14 protein-coding genes are annotated in these 15321 nt (G+C 65.7%); 10 read left to right on the forward strand and 4 right to left on the reverse strand.

Features of this window, described 5'->3' with window-relative positions; translation table 11 throughout:
- The first annotated feature begins 142 nt into the window (after positions 1-142).
- The 3 genes from B3M58_RS20605 (at position 143) to B3M58_RS20615 (ending at position 2318) form a co-directional block, all read left to right on the forward strand.
- Complete coding sequence (locus tag B3M58_RS20605; protein ID WP_296222067.1) at positions 143-583, forward strand: hypothetical protein; 441 nt, start codon at positions 143-145, stop codon at positions 581-583.
- A gap of 53 nt (positions 584-636) precedes the next feature.
- Positions 637-1737, forward strand: a complete 1101-nt coding sequence (locus B3M58_RS20610; protein WP_296222068.1) for a PQQ-dependent sugar dehydrogenase — start codon at positions 637-639, stop codon at positions 1735-1737.
- A 65-nt stretch (positions 1738-1802) separates the two neighbouring features.
- Entirely contained in the window at positions 1803-2318 is a 516-nt protein-coding gene (locus B3M58_RS20615) for a M48 family metallopeptidase (RefSeq protein WP_296222069.1), read from the forward strand.
- A 3-nt stretch (positions 2319-2321) separates the two neighbouring features.
- Here B3M58_RS20615 and B3M58_RS20620 read toward each other — a convergent pair whose 3' ends face one another.
- A complete protein-coding gene (locus B3M58_RS20620) occupies positions 2322-2564 on the reverse strand; it encodes a DUF2789 domain-containing protein (RefSeq protein ID WP_296222070.1) in 243 nt (80 codons plus the stop codon).
- A 135-nt stretch (positions 2565-2699) separates the two neighbouring features.
- Between B3M58_RS20620 and B3M58_RS20625 the strand changes: the two genes are divergently transcribed.
- Positions 2700-3458 (forward strand): substrate-binding periplasmic protein, encoded by a 759-nt coding sequence (locus B3M58_RS20625; protein WP_296222071.1) that lies wholly within the window; start codon positions 2700-2702, stop codon positions 3456-3458.
- Positions 3459-3468: 10 nt separating this feature from the next.
- On the opposite strand, the gene B3M58_RS20630 is transcribed toward B3M58_RS20625, so the two are convergent.
- A complete protein-coding gene (locus B3M58_RS20630; protein ID WP_296222091.1) occupies positions 3469-3951 on the reverse strand; it encodes a GreA/GreB family elongation factor in 483 nt (160 codons plus the stop codon).
- Between the two features lie 300 nt (positions 3952-4251).
- On the opposite strand from B3M58_RS20630, the gene B3M58_RS20635 reads away from it, so the two are divergent.
- Positions 4252-5112 (forward strand): HDOD domain-containing protein, encoded by an 861-nt coding sequence (locus B3M58_RS20635; RefSeq protein WP_296222072.1) that lies wholly within the window; start codon positions 4252-4254, stop codon positions 5110-5112.
- 59 nt (positions 5113-5171) lie between these two features.
- On the opposite strand, the gene yccS is transcribed toward B3M58_RS20635, so the two are convergent.
- A complete protein-coding gene (yccS, locus tag B3M58_RS20640) occupies positions 5172-7349 on the reverse strand; it encodes a YccS family putative transporter (protein WP_296222074.1) in 2178 nt (725 codons plus the stop codon).
- A gap of 194 nt (positions 7350-7543) precedes the next feature.
- Here yccS and B3M58_RS20645 point away from each other — a divergent pair, with 194 nt between their 5' ends.
- The 5 genes from B3M58_RS20645 (at position 7544) to B3M58_RS20665 (ending at position 13170) form a co-directional block, all read left to right on the forward strand.
- Positions 7544-8932 (forward strand): NfeD family protein, encoded by a 1389-nt coding sequence (locus B3M58_RS20645; protein WP_296222075.1) that lies wholly within the window; start codon positions 7544-7546, stop codon positions 8930-8932.
- A 2-nt stretch (positions 8933-8934) separates the two neighbouring features.
- On the forward strand, positions 8935-9687 hold the full coding sequence (locus B3M58_RS20650; RefSeq protein WP_296222077.1) for a slipin family protein: 753 nt from the start codon (positions 8935-8937) through the stop codon (positions 9685-9687).
- A gap of 151 nt (positions 9688-9838) precedes the next feature.
- Positions 9839-10519 (forward strand): glutathione S-transferase N-terminal domain-containing protein, encoded by a 681-nt coding sequence (locus B3M58_RS20655; protein WP_296222078.1) that lies wholly within the window; start codon positions 9839-9841, stop codon positions 10517-10519.
- Between the two features lie 123 nt (positions 10520-10642).
- Positions 10643-11785 carry an alanine dehydrogenase gene (gene ald / locus B3M58_RS20660; RefSeq protein WP_296222079.1) on the forward strand — a complete coding sequence of 381 codons (1143 nt, stop codon included), beginning with the start codon at positions 10643-10645 and terminating at the stop codon, positions 11783-11785.
- Between the two features lie 731 nt (positions 11786-12516).
- On the forward strand, positions 12517-13170 hold the full coding sequence (locus tag B3M58_RS20665; protein ID WP_296222080.1) for a protocatechuate 3,4-dioxygenase: 654 nt from the start codon (positions 12517-12519) through the stop codon (positions 13168-13170).
- Positions 13171-13259: 89 nt separating this feature from the next.
- Here the strand turns inward: B3M58_RS20665 and B3M58_RS20670 are convergent, their stop codons facing one another.
- Entirely contained in the window at positions 13260-15128 is a 1869-nt protein-coding gene (locus B3M58_RS20670) for an SLC13 family permease (protein WP_296222081.1), read from the reverse strand.
- Between the last annotated feature and the right edge of the window lie 193 nt (positions 15129-15321).

Raw genomic sequence — 15321 nt, forward strand, 5'->3', positions numbered from 1 at the left:
TGGCTTCTGCGCCCGTCTGCACCGCCTCGTCGTGGGCGCCGTCAGTTGCCGTCCAGGTAAAACAATGTAAAACACCCGCCCTCTGCTGGTGGCTGGTGTGGGTCATACTTTGCGGCACAGTCGTTCCAGGATGCCGCTCGCCATGCCCAGCAAGTCCCGCCCCCTGTTGCTGTTTGTCCTCGCGGTGTTGGTCGCGACGGTCGTTGGCAGCATCATTCAGACCCAGTTCAACCTCGCGGCCTTGCAGGCCATCGGTGCGCCGATGCCGCTCGATGTGCGCTTGCGCACCACCGGCCAGGATTTGCTCGGCTTCAGCCCGACCCTCGGGTTGTTGGTGACCTTGGGGTTTGCGCTCGCGATTCCCGCTGCGGTGTGGCTCAGTCGCCCTTTGCCGGCGGCGCGCTTGGCAATTTTCGTCGTCGCCGGGGCGCTCGCCGTGCTGCTGGCAATGATGCTGGCCAATGCGTTGGCGCCCATGCCGACGCTGATCGGTGCCAACCGCAGCGTCGCCGGCACCCTGGGCTTGATGGCCAGCGGCAGCCTCGGCGCGCTGTGTTTCGCCGTGCTGAGTCGTCGCCCGTAACGCTAACGTCCGATGTTGGCCTACCTGCCATCTGCCCAGAAGGTCCCTGTCTTATGTTGAAAACCACCATCAGTCTGCTGACCGCGGGCCTGCTGTTAAGCCCGTTGGCGCAGGCCATGGATTACCGCATCGAAACTGTCACCGAAGGTCTGGAACACCCCTGGTCGCTGGCCTTTCTGCCGGATGGACGGATGCTGGTCACCGAGCGGGTTGGCCGCCTGCGCATCATCGAGGCGGACGGCAGCCTCAACCCGCAGCCGGTCGGCGGCGTGCCGCAGGCCTTTATTGCGGCGCAGGCCGGTCTGATGGAGGTGGCGCTCGATCCGGCGTTCGCCAGCAACCAGCAGCTGTACCTGAGCTATGCCTACGGCACGGCGGACGCCAACAACACACGGCTGGCGCGTGCGCGGCTGGTCGATGGGCAGTTGCACGATGTGCAGATCCTGTTCAGCGCGCAGCCGGCCAAAGCCGGGGCCGCACACTACGGCGGGCGCATGGCTTTTCTGGCGGACGACACCCTGGTGCTGACCTTGGGCGATGGCTTCGACCTGCGCGAGCAGGCCCAGAACCCGAGCAACCATATCGGCAAACTGGTGCGCCTCAATCGCGATGGCTCGGTGCCGGCGGACAACCCGCTGGTCGGCCAGGCCGGCGCCGCGGCGGAAATCTACAGCCTCGGTCACCGCAATGTGCAGGGCATCGTCTACGACGCGCAGTTGCAGCGTCTCTACAGCCACGAACACGGCCCCCGCGGCGGCGACGAGTTGAACCTGATCGAGGCCGGCAACAACTACGGCTGGCCGCTGATCTCCTACGGGGTCGACTACACCGGCGCGCGCATCACGCCCTACAGCGAGCTGCCGGGCTACCAGCAGCCGCTGCTGCACTGGACGCCCTCGGTGGCGCCTGCCAGCCTCGCGCTGTATACCGGTGAGCTATTCCCCGACTGGCACGGCGACCTGTTCGCCGCCACCCTGGCCGAACGCAGCGTGCGGCGTATCCGTGTGCAGGACGGCAAGCTGGCTGGCCAGGAGGTGTTGTTCGAGGAACTGGAGGAGCGTATCCGCGACGTGCGCAGCGGCCCCGACGGGGCGCTTTACCTGCTCACCGACAACGCCGAAGGTCGCCTGCTGCGAGTCTTGCCGACGGAGTGATAGGGCCGCAGGCAGTGGCTGCGGCATACTGCGCAGCCCGCCCCCGAGTGCACCGCGCCGCCATCATGATTCCGCTGACCTTTCTCCAAGGCTACCCCGCCGCATTGCAGGAGCAGATCCGTCAACTGATTGCCCAGGACCGCCTGGGCGACTACCTGGCGCAGCGTTATGCCGGCAAACACAGCGTGCAGAACGACAAGGCCTTGTACGCCTACACCGTGGCGCTCAAGCAGGAACACCTGAAGAACGCGCCGGCCATCGATAAAGTGCTGTTCGACAACCGCCTCGACCTGACCCACCGCGCGCTGGGCCTGCATACGGCGATTTCGCGGGTGCAAGGCGGCAAGCTCAAGGCGAAGAAGGAAATCCGCGTCGCCGCGTTGTTCAAGGACGCCGCGCCGGAGTTTCTGCAAATGATCGTCGTGCATGAGCTGGCGCACCTGAAGGAAGCCGAGCACAACAAGGCCTTCTACAAACTTTGCGAATACATGCTGCCCGGCTACCACCAGCTGGAATTCGACTTGCGCGTGTACCTGACCTGGCGCGAGCTGCAAGCGCGCAAGCGGGTTAGCGGCGGCTAAGCGCTACTGCGGCGGGTCGCGCAGCAGCAGGTTGAGTTGATCGACCACCTCGGCCCAGTCGGCGTCTTCGAGTATTTCTTCGCGTAGAAAAGCCGCCTGGCCGCGGCTCCAGAACGGCGCGTCGGCGAGCTTGCAGGCTTGCGGCAGCGGCGTGTGCTCGCGGATAAAACGCTCGATGCTGGTCGAGTCGGCAGGCAGGCCGAGCTGTTTGAACAGCGCCGTCAGGTCGTGCACGGGGTTTTCCATGGTTCTGTACCCACAGGGTTGATGGCACAAGGGAGGGCGGATCGCCGCCCGGATCATCCTAGATAGACTAGCGCAGACGCTGGAAACGCTGGGCGCTGCTAATCTGCACTCACTCGACAATCAGGTCCTGACAGCATGCATTCGGTCGTTCTGCGCGGTGTGCTCGCGGTGTGGCTGACCTTGCTGGTCGGCAGTGCCGCGTCGGCACGTGAGCTGCTCGCGGTTGGCACCAGCTTTCCGCGGGTGTTCGAGCGCACACCTGCGGGGCAATACAGCGGCTTGGCCACCCGTGTGCTGAGCGTGACGCTCACGCAGCTCGGCCACAGCGTGCGCTTCGAGTTGTACCCGTGGGCGCGGGCGCAACGGATGGTCGAGCTGGGCCAGGCCGACATTCTTATCGGGCCCTATAAAAGCCCGGCGCGCGAGGCGCGGTTCGCCTTTGCCGCGCAGGCGTTCTACCGCGACCGCATCGTCTTCTACCGGCGCAGCGACAGCCTGCTGCACTGGTCGGGCGATTACCGCCAGCTGCGCGGACGGCGCGTTGGCGTGGTGCGGGCCTGGGCCTATGGCACGCGCTTCGATGACGCCCGCGCAGGGCTGGATCTGGTCACCGTGGAAGGCGTCGAGAATGGCTTGAAGATGCTCAGCATGGGTCGTCTGGCGTTGCTCGCGAGCAATCAGCGCAACACCCAGCCGGTGCTCCAGGCATTGGGCTTGAACGACGAAATCGTTCAACTGGAGACCTTGATCGACACCCAGGACGGCTACTTCGCCTTTCCCCGGCAGAGCAGCCACCGGTCATTGCGCGAGGATTTCGATCGGGTGTTTCAGCAGATGATCGAACAGGGCCAGCTGGCGCAACTCGCCGCCCAGTGGCAGGTGGAAATACCCTGAGCGCGAGCTGTTAGCAGACCCGCAACACCGCGAAGGTCTGCGTGCTGCCGCCGACCTGCACCGCGACCTCGTCGCCCTCCGCGCAGCCGATCAAGCGCTGGCCAAGGGGCGCGCGCGGGCTGATCACCAGCACCTCCTGGGCGTCCCACTGGACCTTCAAGCCGGCGCCGTCCGGGCCGAGGAACAGGCATTGTTCGGCCCCCTGGGCATCGCTCAACCAGACCAGCGCCGTCAACTGAATCCCCCGCTGGGCATCGAACGGGCGTAGCGTCAGCTGCTGCCAGGCGCTTAGGCTCTGACGGATTTCTTCCACGCGACGGGCCTGCCCAGCGGCCAGGTAGGAGGCTTCCAGGCCGAGGGTGTCGTATTTGTTTTCGGCGATATTTTCTTCGTGGGTGGCCGTCTCGTAGGCCGTCAACGCCGCGCGCTCGGCCTGTGCCAGGTTGGCCTGCAGCCTGTCGATGATCAGTTGGTGCAACGGTGCTTTGTTCAAGGGGCTGTTCGCCTGGCGCGGGTTAGAGGACGGATTATCGGCGATTGGCGCGCGCATGTGCAGCAACCGCTAATGGCGTCGGCCGCGGCATGTTGGGCGGCCAGTCAGCCGTGGCAACCAGGGGCCGGCTTAGCGTGTTGGCGGTTGACCATTCGCCGCCGCGCGAGGCTGCGCATTAGGACGGCGGTGTCGGTGTTTTGGCGTTTCAATGCGTCTAAATCTTGACCGTTTATCCACGGTAAAAGCCGCGCCGTAGAGGCTTGGCTTGGCTACACTGCGGAGCATGTTGGGTGGGAGAACATGATGGACGCAAGCCAGTCGGATTACGCGGTGTATCGGCAGTTGGTCAGCCAGTTGATGTGTGACGAGGAGCAGTTGCCGAGCCTGCCCACCCTGACCCTGGAAATTCGTCGGGCGCTGGCCATGCCGGAAGTGAGCATGGCGCGCCTGAGTAAGCTGGTCGGCAAGGACCCGGCGCTCAGCGCCTTGCTGATGAAGTATGCCTCCAGCGCCTTGCTGCGCACCCGCGTGGCGCCCAAGACCTTGCAGGAAGTGTTGCAGGTGCTGGGCATGCGCCAGGTCGACCGGGTGGTGATGGTGCACAGCGTCAAGAGCCTGTTCACCCTGCACAGTGCCGGGCACAAGCAGCTGTTTATGGAGGCCTGGCAGCGCCTGACGCTGAAGGCGAGCATCTGCGCCTTTCTTGCCCGCACGGTCGGGCATGTGCCGGCGGACCATGCGGTGCTGGCCAGCCTGCTCAGCGAAGTCGGCTCGCTGGCGGTGCTGTCGGCGTTCAAGGACGCCAGCCTGATCCCGACGCCTGCGCGTTACCACGAGCTGTGCCGCGCTTACAGCAAATCGTTGGGGGTGATCCTGCTGAAGAAATGGCGGGTAGACGAGGAGTACGTGCACATCATCCGCGAAGTCGGCAACTGGACGCTGCCCGGCGCGCGGCAGATCGAGTTGCTCGACCTGGTCAACCTGAGTCTGTACCACGCCATCAGGGACACCAACGCCGCCGCCGAGCTGCCGCCGCTGTCCAGCCTGAGCGCCTATGCCAAGTTGGCCGCCCCGCATAACGAGCTGGCGGCGGATGGCTGCCTGCGTCTGGTCGGTGAGCACTGGGACGACATCTATGCGCTGGCCGCCGCCCTGCGTTAACAGACCGTTGAAAAACTACCTGGGTTGCCGATACGGCGTTAAAAACGGCCTGTCGATCCTCAGGCTTGGCTGCGACCCTTGAGCAAATGCGCGGCCAGGGTGCGCAGCGGGCCGAGCTGACGGCAGATCAGCGCCAGTTGCGTCTGCACCAGGCGGTGTTGGTCGTCGAGCTCCTCCGGCACTTGCTCCAGGCGGCTGGCGAGCTGTTCTTCGACGTCGCTGTGAATCGCCACGGGGCGCTCCTCGGTCAGGCTCAGGGCGATGTCGTCAAGGCTCGCGGCCAGGCTGGCGGCGCTGTCCAGCAAGTGGCGCGGCTCCTCGCTCAGGAGCATTTCACCGCGGTGCGCGCCGAGCCCCGAGAGGTAACTCAGCAGCGTGTGCGAGAGCACCAGGAAGCGAAAGCCGATGTCCGCCTCCTTACGAAAATGCCCCGGCTCCATGAGCATATTGCCGAGCGTGGTGGACAGCGCCGCGTCGGCGTTGTGCGCGTTGCGCCGGGCCAGGCGGTAGGCCAGGTCGTCGCGCTTGCCGCTGGCGTATTGCTGGATGATCTGGCGCAGGTAGGTGCTGTTGCAGCTCAGGGTGTTAGCGACCACCCGGTTGAGCCGGCGGCCTTGCCAGTCCGGCAGGATCAGGAACACCGCGAGGCCGGCGATCAGGCTGCCGAGCAGGGTGTCGATCAGGCGCGGCACGATCAGCCCGTAACCATCGCCGACCTGGTTGAAGCAGAACAGCACCAGCAGGGTGATCGCCGCCGTGGCCAGGGTGTAGCGGCTGCTGCGCGTGGCGAAAAAGAACACCCCGGCCGCCACGGCGAGGAAGGCCTGGATCAGCGGGTTGGGAAACAGGTCGATCAGCGCCCAGCCGAGCACCAGGCCGAGCACCGTGCCGCTGATCCGTTGCACCAGCTTCATGCGCGTGGCGCCGTAGTTGGGCTGGCAGACGAACACCGTGGTCAGCAGAATCCAGTAGCCCTGATCCGGGTGAATCCAGTGCAGCACGCCGTAGCCTGCCGCCAGGGCGATGGACAGGCGCAGGGCGTGGCGAAACAGCAGCGAGGTCGGCGTCAGTTGCAGGCGCAGGCGTTCCCAGACGTCTTTGAGCGACTGCGGCTCGCGGTCGAGCAGGCTGCTGTCCTGTTGCTCGGCCATGGCATCGGGGTTGCTGGCATTGCCAAGCAACTGGTCGAGGGTGGCGAGGTTGCCGGTCAGCGCTTGCAGCGAGCGCAACAGGTGGCGCCAGGCCGGGTTGCTTTGCCGGCGCAGGTGCTCCAGCGAGGCGCGCAGGTCGTCCAGCGCCTGGCTGCACAGCTCGCGGTACTCGAACGGTTGGCGCAATTCGATGGCCTGGGCCAGGCGCTGACAGGCTTCGCCATGCAGGCGCAGCAGGCGTTGGCAGCGGAACAGCACGTCGCTGTGGAAGAACGCTTCGGCCAGCTCGTTATACGGGTAGTGCGAGGAGCTGGCGCGCTCGTGGATGTCCTGGGCGAGAAAATACAGCTTCAGGTAACGGCTGACCTTCGGCCCCGGCCGGCCATTGCCGACGCGGTGCAGGATGATTTCCTTGGTCGCGTTCAGCGCCGCCACCACCCGGCCGTTCTGCTTGGCCAGGGCCAACCGGCGTTGTTCCACGTCGAGTTGGCGCAGTGGCTCGAACAGCGCGGCCTTGAGCTTGAGGTACTGGCCCAACTCGCGGAACAGCCGGGCCAGGCTGTGCTGCACCGGCTGGTGGGCGAACAGCGCGTTCCAGATCACCGAAAGCACCCCATACCAGGCGGCGCCGGCTACCAGCAGCAAGGGCTCCAACCACAGGGCGGCGCTGCCGCCGCGCTGCTCGACGCCGATCATGCTGTAGATCGCCAGGATCAGCGTCGCCCAGCCGAGGGTGGCGAAGCGCTCGCCGAGGGCGCCGAGCATGGTCAGGGCGAAGCTCGACAGGGCCAGGGCGCTGACGAACAACCAGGGGTAGGGAAAGAGGAATTCGACCGTGTAGGCCGCGGCGGTGAAACAGCCGAGGGTCACCAGCAGCGCGCCGAGGCGGCCCTGCCAGCTGTCGTCGGTCTCCGCCAGGGCGCTGGCGATCACCCCGAGAAACAGCGGGATCAGCGCCTGTATCCAGCCCTGCGACCAGCACAGCAGCAGGCTACCGCTGAGGGCGATGAACACCCGCAGGCTGTAGCTGAACTTGTCCAGCGCCCATAGGCGGCGCAGGGAATGGCTGAGGGAGCGGGACGGCATCGGGGCAACCTTGTTCGGCAACGATAGTGAGCAGACTAACGGACTATTCGGACGCCGGACATTCCCCAATCGGCACGTTTCGCCGCGTCCACGACGCTGCCCGGCTGCGGCAAAGCCGATGGACTATTCTGTAGTCAGGCAGCCGCGCTTTGCCGCTTGCGCTTGCCCCCATGGCGGCTGCCGTGGAGAGGGCCGTGAAGGTTTCGCTGATACGCCGCTTGCTCCTCGCGCTGGCCTTGTTGCTATTGCCGGCGGGGCTGACAGCGGCACCGGCGACGGTGGTTGAGTTACGCGTCGACGGGGCGATCGGCCCGGCCAGCGCCGATTACATCGTGCGCGGCCTGGCCCGTGCGGTGGAAGACGGCGCGCAATTGGTGGTGCTGAGCATCGACACCCCCGGCGGTCTGGATACCTCGATGCGCGCCATCATCAAGGCGATTCTCGCCAGTCCGATTCCGGTGGCCAGTTTTGTCGCCCCCAGCGGCGCGCGGGCCGCCAGCGCCGGCACCTACATCCTCTACGCCAGCCATATCGCGGCGATGGCGCCCGGCACCAACCTCGGCGCGGCCACCCCGGTGGCGATTGGCGGTATGCCCGGAACGCCGCAACCGTCGCCGGAAAAGCCCGATAAAGCCGACAAGGCCGAAGGCGAGGCCGACCCCGCCCCGACCGACACCTTGAGCAAGAAGCAAATCAACGATGCCGCCGCCTACATCCGTGGCCTGGCGCAACTGCGCGGGCGCAACGTCGAGTGGGCCGAGCAGGCGGTGCGCGAAGCGGTCAGCCTGGCCGCTGAAGATGCGTTGAAGCTCAAGGTGGTCGATTACCTGGCGGCCGACCTGGCCGACCTGCTCAAGCAACTGCACGGCAAAACCTTCACCGCCGCCGGCGTTGAGGTCACCCTGGACACCAAGGGGGCCGTACTGATCCGCCACTCGCCGGATTGGCGCACGCAGTTGCTGGCGGTGATCACCAACCCCAGCGTGGCATTGCTGTTGATGATGATCGGCGTGTACGGGCTGTTCTTCGAGTTTTCCAACCCGGGCACCGGCATCGGCGGGGTGCTCGGCGGCATCTGCCTGATCCTCGCGCTGTACGCCCTGCAATTGCTACCGGTGAATTATGCCGGCATGGCCTTGATCATCCTCGGTATCGCCTTTATCGCGGCCGAGGCGTTCATGCCCAGTTTCGGCGTGATCGGTATCGGCGGAGTAGTGGCGTTCATCTTCGGCGCGCTGATTCTGATCGACACCGAGGTGCCCGGCTTCGGCATTCCGCTGCCAGTGATCGTGACCTTGGCGCTGGCCAGCGGCGTGTTGATTTTCGCCATCGTCAGCATGGCCCTGCGCGCCAGGCAGCAGGCCCTGGTCGGTGGCGACACGGAGCTGGTCGGCAGCCTGGTTCGGGTCGCCGCGGTGCAGCCGAGCAACCCGTTGGGCGGCTGGGTGCAACTGCAAGGGGAGAACTGGCAAGTGCTCAGCCAGGCGCCATTGCAACCCGGCCAACAGGTGCGGGTGCTGGCGCGCAAGGGCTTGCTGCTGGACGTCGCGGCGGTTGAGCCGGCACCGCCGCGAGGAGATTAGCCATGGCTTTTCAACTGAGTTTTGCCGCCCTGACGCTGCTGTTGATCGCCTTGCTGTTCTCGGCGTTTCGCATCTTCCGCGAGTACGAGCGTGGCGTGGTGTTCCAGCTCGGGCGTTTCTGGCGGGTCAAGGGCCCGGGGTTGGTGATCATCATTCCGGGCATTCAACAGGTGGTGCGCGTCGATCTGCGCACCGTGGTGCTGGATGTGCCGCCGCAGGACGTGATCACCCGCGACAACGTCTCGGTCAAGGTCAACGCGGTGATCTATTTCCGTGTACTCGACGCGCAGCGCGCGATCATTCAGGTCGAAAACTTCCTCACCGCCACCAGCCAGCTGGCGCAGACCACCCTGCGTGCGGTGCTCGGCAAACATGAGCTGGACGAGTTGCTCGCCGAGCGCGAGCGGCTCAACGCCGACATCCAGCAGGTGCTCGATGCGCAGACCGATGCCTGGGGCATCAAGGTGGCGAACGTCGAGATCAAGCACGTCGACCTCAACGAGTCGATGATTCGCGCCATCGCCAAGCAGGCCGAGGCCGAGCGTGAGCGGCGGGCCAAGGTGATCCACGCCGAGGGCGAATTGCAGGCCTCGGAAAAACTCATGCAGGCCGCCGAGATGCTTGGCCGTCAGCCCGGCGCCATGCAACTGCGCTATATGCAGACCCTGAGCAATATCGCCGGCGACAAGAGCTCGACCATCGTCTTCCCGCTGCCCATCGAGATGTTGCAGGGCCTCGCCGAGCCGAAGCGCTAGCGCCGCCGCTGCCGGTAACGCTGTCCTTGTAATCCCCGTGCATTCAGTTCTAAGTTGGCGCCACGTTGCCGCGGCCGAGCCAGGCTGTGGCGTTGCACCAGCGGCGGCAGGCTCTTGGCCTGCCTGCCGATCCGGCGTCCAGGAGATGACGATGCGTGAACTGTACGAACTGCGCGGGGCCGACCCCGAGCTGCTGTTTTCCCCGTATTGCTGGCGTGTGCGCCTGGCCCTGCACCACAAGGACCTAGCGTTCGTCAGCCGGCCGCTGCGCTTCAGCGACAAGCAGCCCCTGTTGGCGTGTTCGGGGCAGCAACTGGTGCCGGTGCTGTGCGACGGCGAGGCGGTGGTGCACGACAGCCTGGCGATCTTCCAGTACCTGGACCTCAGCTACCCGGAGCGCCCTCTGCTGGGCAGCGGGGTGGCGCTTGAGCGCGCCCGTCTGGTCGAGCGCCTGGTGTTTCAGGCGGTGCGCATGCCGCTGTTGAAAATCCTCCTGCCACGGGTGTTCGCGCTGATCGATCCGGCGGACCGCGAGTATTTTCGCAGCAGTCGCGAAAAAGCCCTGGGCACGACCTTGGAAGCCTTTGCCGACCCGGCGGCCGGCACCGAACAGTTCCGTGTGGCGATTGCGCCCCTGCAAACCTGGCTGAGCGAGCAGCCATACCTGGATGGCGCTGAGCCCGGCGGCAGCGATTACCTGGTGGCCGGCCTGTTTCTCTGGGCCTGGTGCCTGGGTGAACAGCCCTGGGCGGCGGGCACGGCGGTGGACGGCTGGTTCCAGCGCATTCTCGCGACTTATCAGGCGCAGCACGGGCCGGTGAAGCGCGCCTAGGGTTGCCGCGCATGCACGGATTTCAGGGAATTCCCCTGAAATTCGCGGGTAATTCAGGTGGGCTGTGGCGTCGGGTTTCCTAAACTTTCCTATGCCCACTCACCGGTCTGCCCGGAGGTTGTTATGCGCATCGGCGTGCCCAAGGAAATCAAGAACCATGAATACCGTGTCGGCCTGACGCCGCAATCGGTGGCCGAACTAAGCGCCCTCGGCCACGAACTGTGGGTCGAGACCCAGGCCGGTGCTGCCATCGGTTTCAGCGATGCCGATTACCAGGCCGCCGGCGCGCAGATTGCCGCCAGTGGCGAGGCGCTGTTCGCCACGGCGCAACTGATCGTCAAGGTCAAGGAACCGCTGGCGGTGGAGCGCGCGCGGCTGCGTCCGCAGCACACCCTGTTCACCTATTTGCACCTGGCGCCGGATCGCCCGCAGACCGACGAACTGATGGCCAGCGGCGCCACCTGCATCGCCTATGAAACCGTCACCGACGACCATGGCCGGCTACCGCTGCTGGCGCCGATGTCCGAGGTGGCCGGGCGCATGTCGATCCAGGCCGGCGCTAATTGCCTGGAAAAAGCCAAGGGCGGTCGCGGCGTGCTGCTCGGCGGGGTGCCGGGCGTGGCGCCGGGCAAGGTGGTGATTCTCGGCGGTGGCGTGGTCGGTAGTCATGCCCTGGCCATGGCGGTGGGCCTGGGCGCGGATGTCACGGTGCTGGACAAGAGCGTCGATGCGCTGCGCCGGCTGGATGCGCAATACGGCAACCGCATCACCACGCTGTATTCGACCCGCGCGGCCTTGCGCGAGCAGATACTGGCGGCGGATCTGGTGATTGGCGGCGTGCTGATTCCCGGCGCCGCAGCGCCCAAGCTGATCAGCGCCGAGATGGTCCGGCAGATGCAGCCGGGCGCGGTGCTGGTGGACGTCGCCATCGACCAGGGCGGCTGCGCGGAAACCTCGAAGGCCACCACCCACGCCGAGCCGACCTATGTGGTCGACGACGTGGTGCACTATTGCGTGGCCAATATGCCCGGCGCGGTGGCGCGCACCTCGACCCTGGCGCTGAACAACGCCACCCTGCCGTTCGTGATCGCCCTGGCGGAAAAGGGCACCCGGCGGGCCCTGGAAGAAGACCCGCACCTGTGCAACGGCTTGAACGTGGCCAAAGGCGTGATCACCTGCGGCAGTGTGGCGGAGGCCCACGGTTTGCCGTTCCAGTCAGCCACCAGCGTGCTGGAGCATTTGCAGGGCACCCACAACGTGCGTTGAGAACGGCGGCGCATCGCGCTTGCTGCTCGTCGCCGGCCGCGTCATGGCGTTGTTCAGAAACGTAGGGCGTACATGGCGAAGCCTTGTCCGCCAGGGTGTTTGTTTTGGTGGACAAGCCTGCGGCATGTCCACCCTACGCCTTAGGAATGGCGGCGCATCGCGCTTGCTGCTCGTCGCCGGCCGGGTCATGGCGTTGCTCAGAACTGTAGGGCGTACATGGCGAAGCCTTGTCCGCCATGGTGTTTTTTTTGGTGGACAAGCCTGCGGCATGTCCACCCTACGCCTTAGGAATGGCGGTGCCTCGCAACCTGCTGCTCGGCGCCGGCCGCGTCATGGCGTTGTTCAGAAACGTCGGGCATACATGGCGAAGCCTTGCCCGCCAGGGTGTTTGTTTTGGTGGACAAGCCTGCGGCATGTCCACCCTACGCCGTAGGAATGGCGGTGCCTCGCGACTTTCTGCTCGGCGCCGGCCGCGTCATGGCGTTGTTCAGAAACGTAGGGCGTACATGGCGAAGCCTTGTCCGCCATGCTGTCTGTCTTGGTGGACAAGCCTGCGGCATGTCCACCCTACGCTGTAGGAATGGCGGTGCCTCGCAACCTGCTGCTCGGCGCCGGCCGCGCCATGGTGTTGCTCAGAACTGTAGGGCGTACATGGCGAAGCCTTGTCCGCCAGGGTGTTTGTTTTGGATGTCCACCCGGTTTTTAGCGCGGCGGGCGGCGGAGGTTAAAACATGGCGTATGCGTTGTTAGGACGTCGCGACTTATTGCTCGGTGCCGGTAGCGCCATGCTGTTGTTCAGCGCGCCGGGCGCCTTCGCCGAGCGGTTGCTGACGCCGGCGCAAACGCTCGGGCCGTTTTACCCCGACGCGTTGCCGTTGGATCGCGACAACGACCTGCTGATTGTCGACGACCACCTGACCCCGGCCAGCGGCACCGTGGTGCATTTGCATGGGCAGATCGTCGATCCGCGCGGCACGCCGCTCAAGGGCGCCCTGGTGGAAATCTGGCAGGTCGACGCCAACGGCATCTACCTGCACAGCCGTGGCGGCGCGCGCAGTCGGCGCGACCCGAACTTCCAGGGTTATGGCCGTTTTCTCACCGCCAGTTCGGGCGAATACCGCTTTCGCACCATTCGCCCGGTGAGCTATCCGGGGCGCACGCCGCATATCCATGTTGCCGTGACCTTGCCTGGCCAGCCGCGTTTCGCCACTCAGTGCTACATCCGTGGCGAGCCGCGCAACCTGCGCGACGGCATCCTCAATGCGCTGGCCGATCCACGCGCGCGCGAGCTGCTGATCGTGCCTTTTGCGCCGCTCGCCAACTCGGCGCTCGGCGAGCAGGTGGCGCGTTTCGATATCGTCCTCGGGCTCACTCCCGCGTCCTGAGCATGGGTAGCGGCCTTGGCCGCGATGAGCGCCGCTGGCCGTTGCGCCGCAGCCCAGTCATACGGTTTGGCCATGCCCTGGTGGGCGTCTCAGAGCGGCCAGAACAGCAGCAGCAAAGGCACGCTGACCAGCACCACGAGAATCTCCAGGGGCAGGCCGAGCTGCCAGTAATCGCCAAAGCGAAAGCCGCCGGGGCTGAGAATCAGGGTGTTGTTCTGGTGGCCGATGGGCGTCAGGAACGAGCAGGAGGCGCCAATCGCCACGGCCATCAACAAGGCGTCCGGGCTGACCCCGAGCTGGCTGGCCGCGCTCAGCGCGATGGGGCACATCACCGCGGCAGTGGCGGCATTGTTCATGAAGTCCGAGAGGGTCATGGTCACCACCAGCAACAGGGTGAGCACGATCACCGGGTGGCCCTGGGCGATATTCTCCATCAGCACCCGCGCCAGCAAATCCGCCGCGCCGCTGGTGGACATGGCACCTGCCACCGGAATCAGAGCACCGAGCAGAACGATCACCGGCCAGTCGATGGCTTCGTAAATCGCGCGCAGCGGCACCACGCGCAGCACCATGAACGCCAACACGCCGAGGGCGAACGCCACCGCCGCCGAGAGCACGCCAAAGGCGGCGGTGATCACCGCCAGCAGCATCACGCTTAGCGCAATGGTCGCCTGGCGCGGGTTGGGGATGCTGATGTCGCGGCTGGCCAGCGGCACGCAGGCATAGTCGGCGGCGAACTCGGCGATATCGTCCGGCGCGCCCTGCATCAGCAACACGTCCCCAGTCTGGATCGGCGTCGAACGCAGGCGTTTGATCGAACGATGACCTTGCCGCGAGATCGCCAGCATGTTGATCGCATAGCGGCTGCGCAGGCGCGTATCGCTGGCGCTGCGGCCGATCAGGTTGGACTCGGGCAGTGCCAGCAGCTCTTGCAGCACACTGGATTCGGCGTCCGGGTCTTTCTTGGCGCTGCTCTTTTCCTCGGCGGCATTGTCCGTGGCCGCTGCTGGCGCGCTGTCGGCAGTGGTTGCGGTGGTTGGTTCGGCGGCCTCCAGTTCGACCGGTGGCGGTACGTCGGCTTCCAGTTTCAGACCCAGGCTGACGAGCGCGGCGCCAAGCGATTCCGGGTCCGCTTCGATGACCAGCACATCGTCGACCTGGAGCACCCGACGCGGGTTGGGCGCAGAGACGCGGAACTTGTTGCGCACCATGCCGACGATTTGCGCATCGGCCTCATCCAGCAGCAGCTCGACTTCACGCAGGGTTTTACCCACCGCCTTGGCGCCGTCTTTGACCCGCGCCTCGGTCAGGTACGTGCCGGTGTCGAAACTGGCGGCGTTGGCCACTTCGCGCTTGGGCACCAGGCGCCAGCCGAGCAGCGCGATAAACAGCACGCCACTCAGCGCCACGGCGACCCCCACCGGGCTGAAGTCGAACATGGCGAACGGCCCGGCGCCGCTTTGCGCGCGGAAGCTGGAAACGATCAGATTGGGCGGCGTGCCGATCAACGTGGTCATGCCGCCGAGGATGGTGCCGAAGGCCAGCGGCATCAGCACGCGGCCGGGCGGCAGGCCTTGTTTGGCGGCGATCTGCAAGGCAATCGGCATCAGCAGGGCGAGGGCGCCGACGTTGTTCATAAAGGCCGAGAGCAACGCGCCGAGACCCGTCAGTGCGGCAATCGCCACCATCGGCCCGGCGTTGGCCGGCAATACCCGTTTGGCCAGGGCATCCACCGCGCCGGTGATCTGCAAGCCGTAACTCAACACCAAGACGCAGGCGACGGTGATCACCGCCGGGTGGCCGAAACCGGCGAAGGCATCCTTGTCCGGTACCAGGCCGACGATCACGCATGCCAACAGCGCGCCCAGGGCGACGATGTCATGCCGCCAGCGCCCCCAGATAAACAGCACCACGGTGGCGGCCAGAATGGCGAAGATCAAACCTTGGTCTTGGGTCATGGGGGCAGACGATCCTTGTACGAAACAGCGGGAGGAGGGCGGCGCAGGCGAGCACCCCAATACGTTGTAGCAGAGCGCCGGCGGCGCCGTCAGTTCCACTGCCGGTAACGGCAGTACGCCGCCCAGGTCGTTGAAAAACCAAGGGTCTGTTGCCGAGACAAGGCAAGAACAGGCGAGAAACGCAGCGTAGCGG

Source organism: Pseudomonas sp. UBA2684, assembly GCA_002354655.1.
GTDB lineage: Bacteria > Pseudomonadota > Gammaproteobacteria > Pseudomonadales > Pseudomonadaceae > Aquipseudomonas.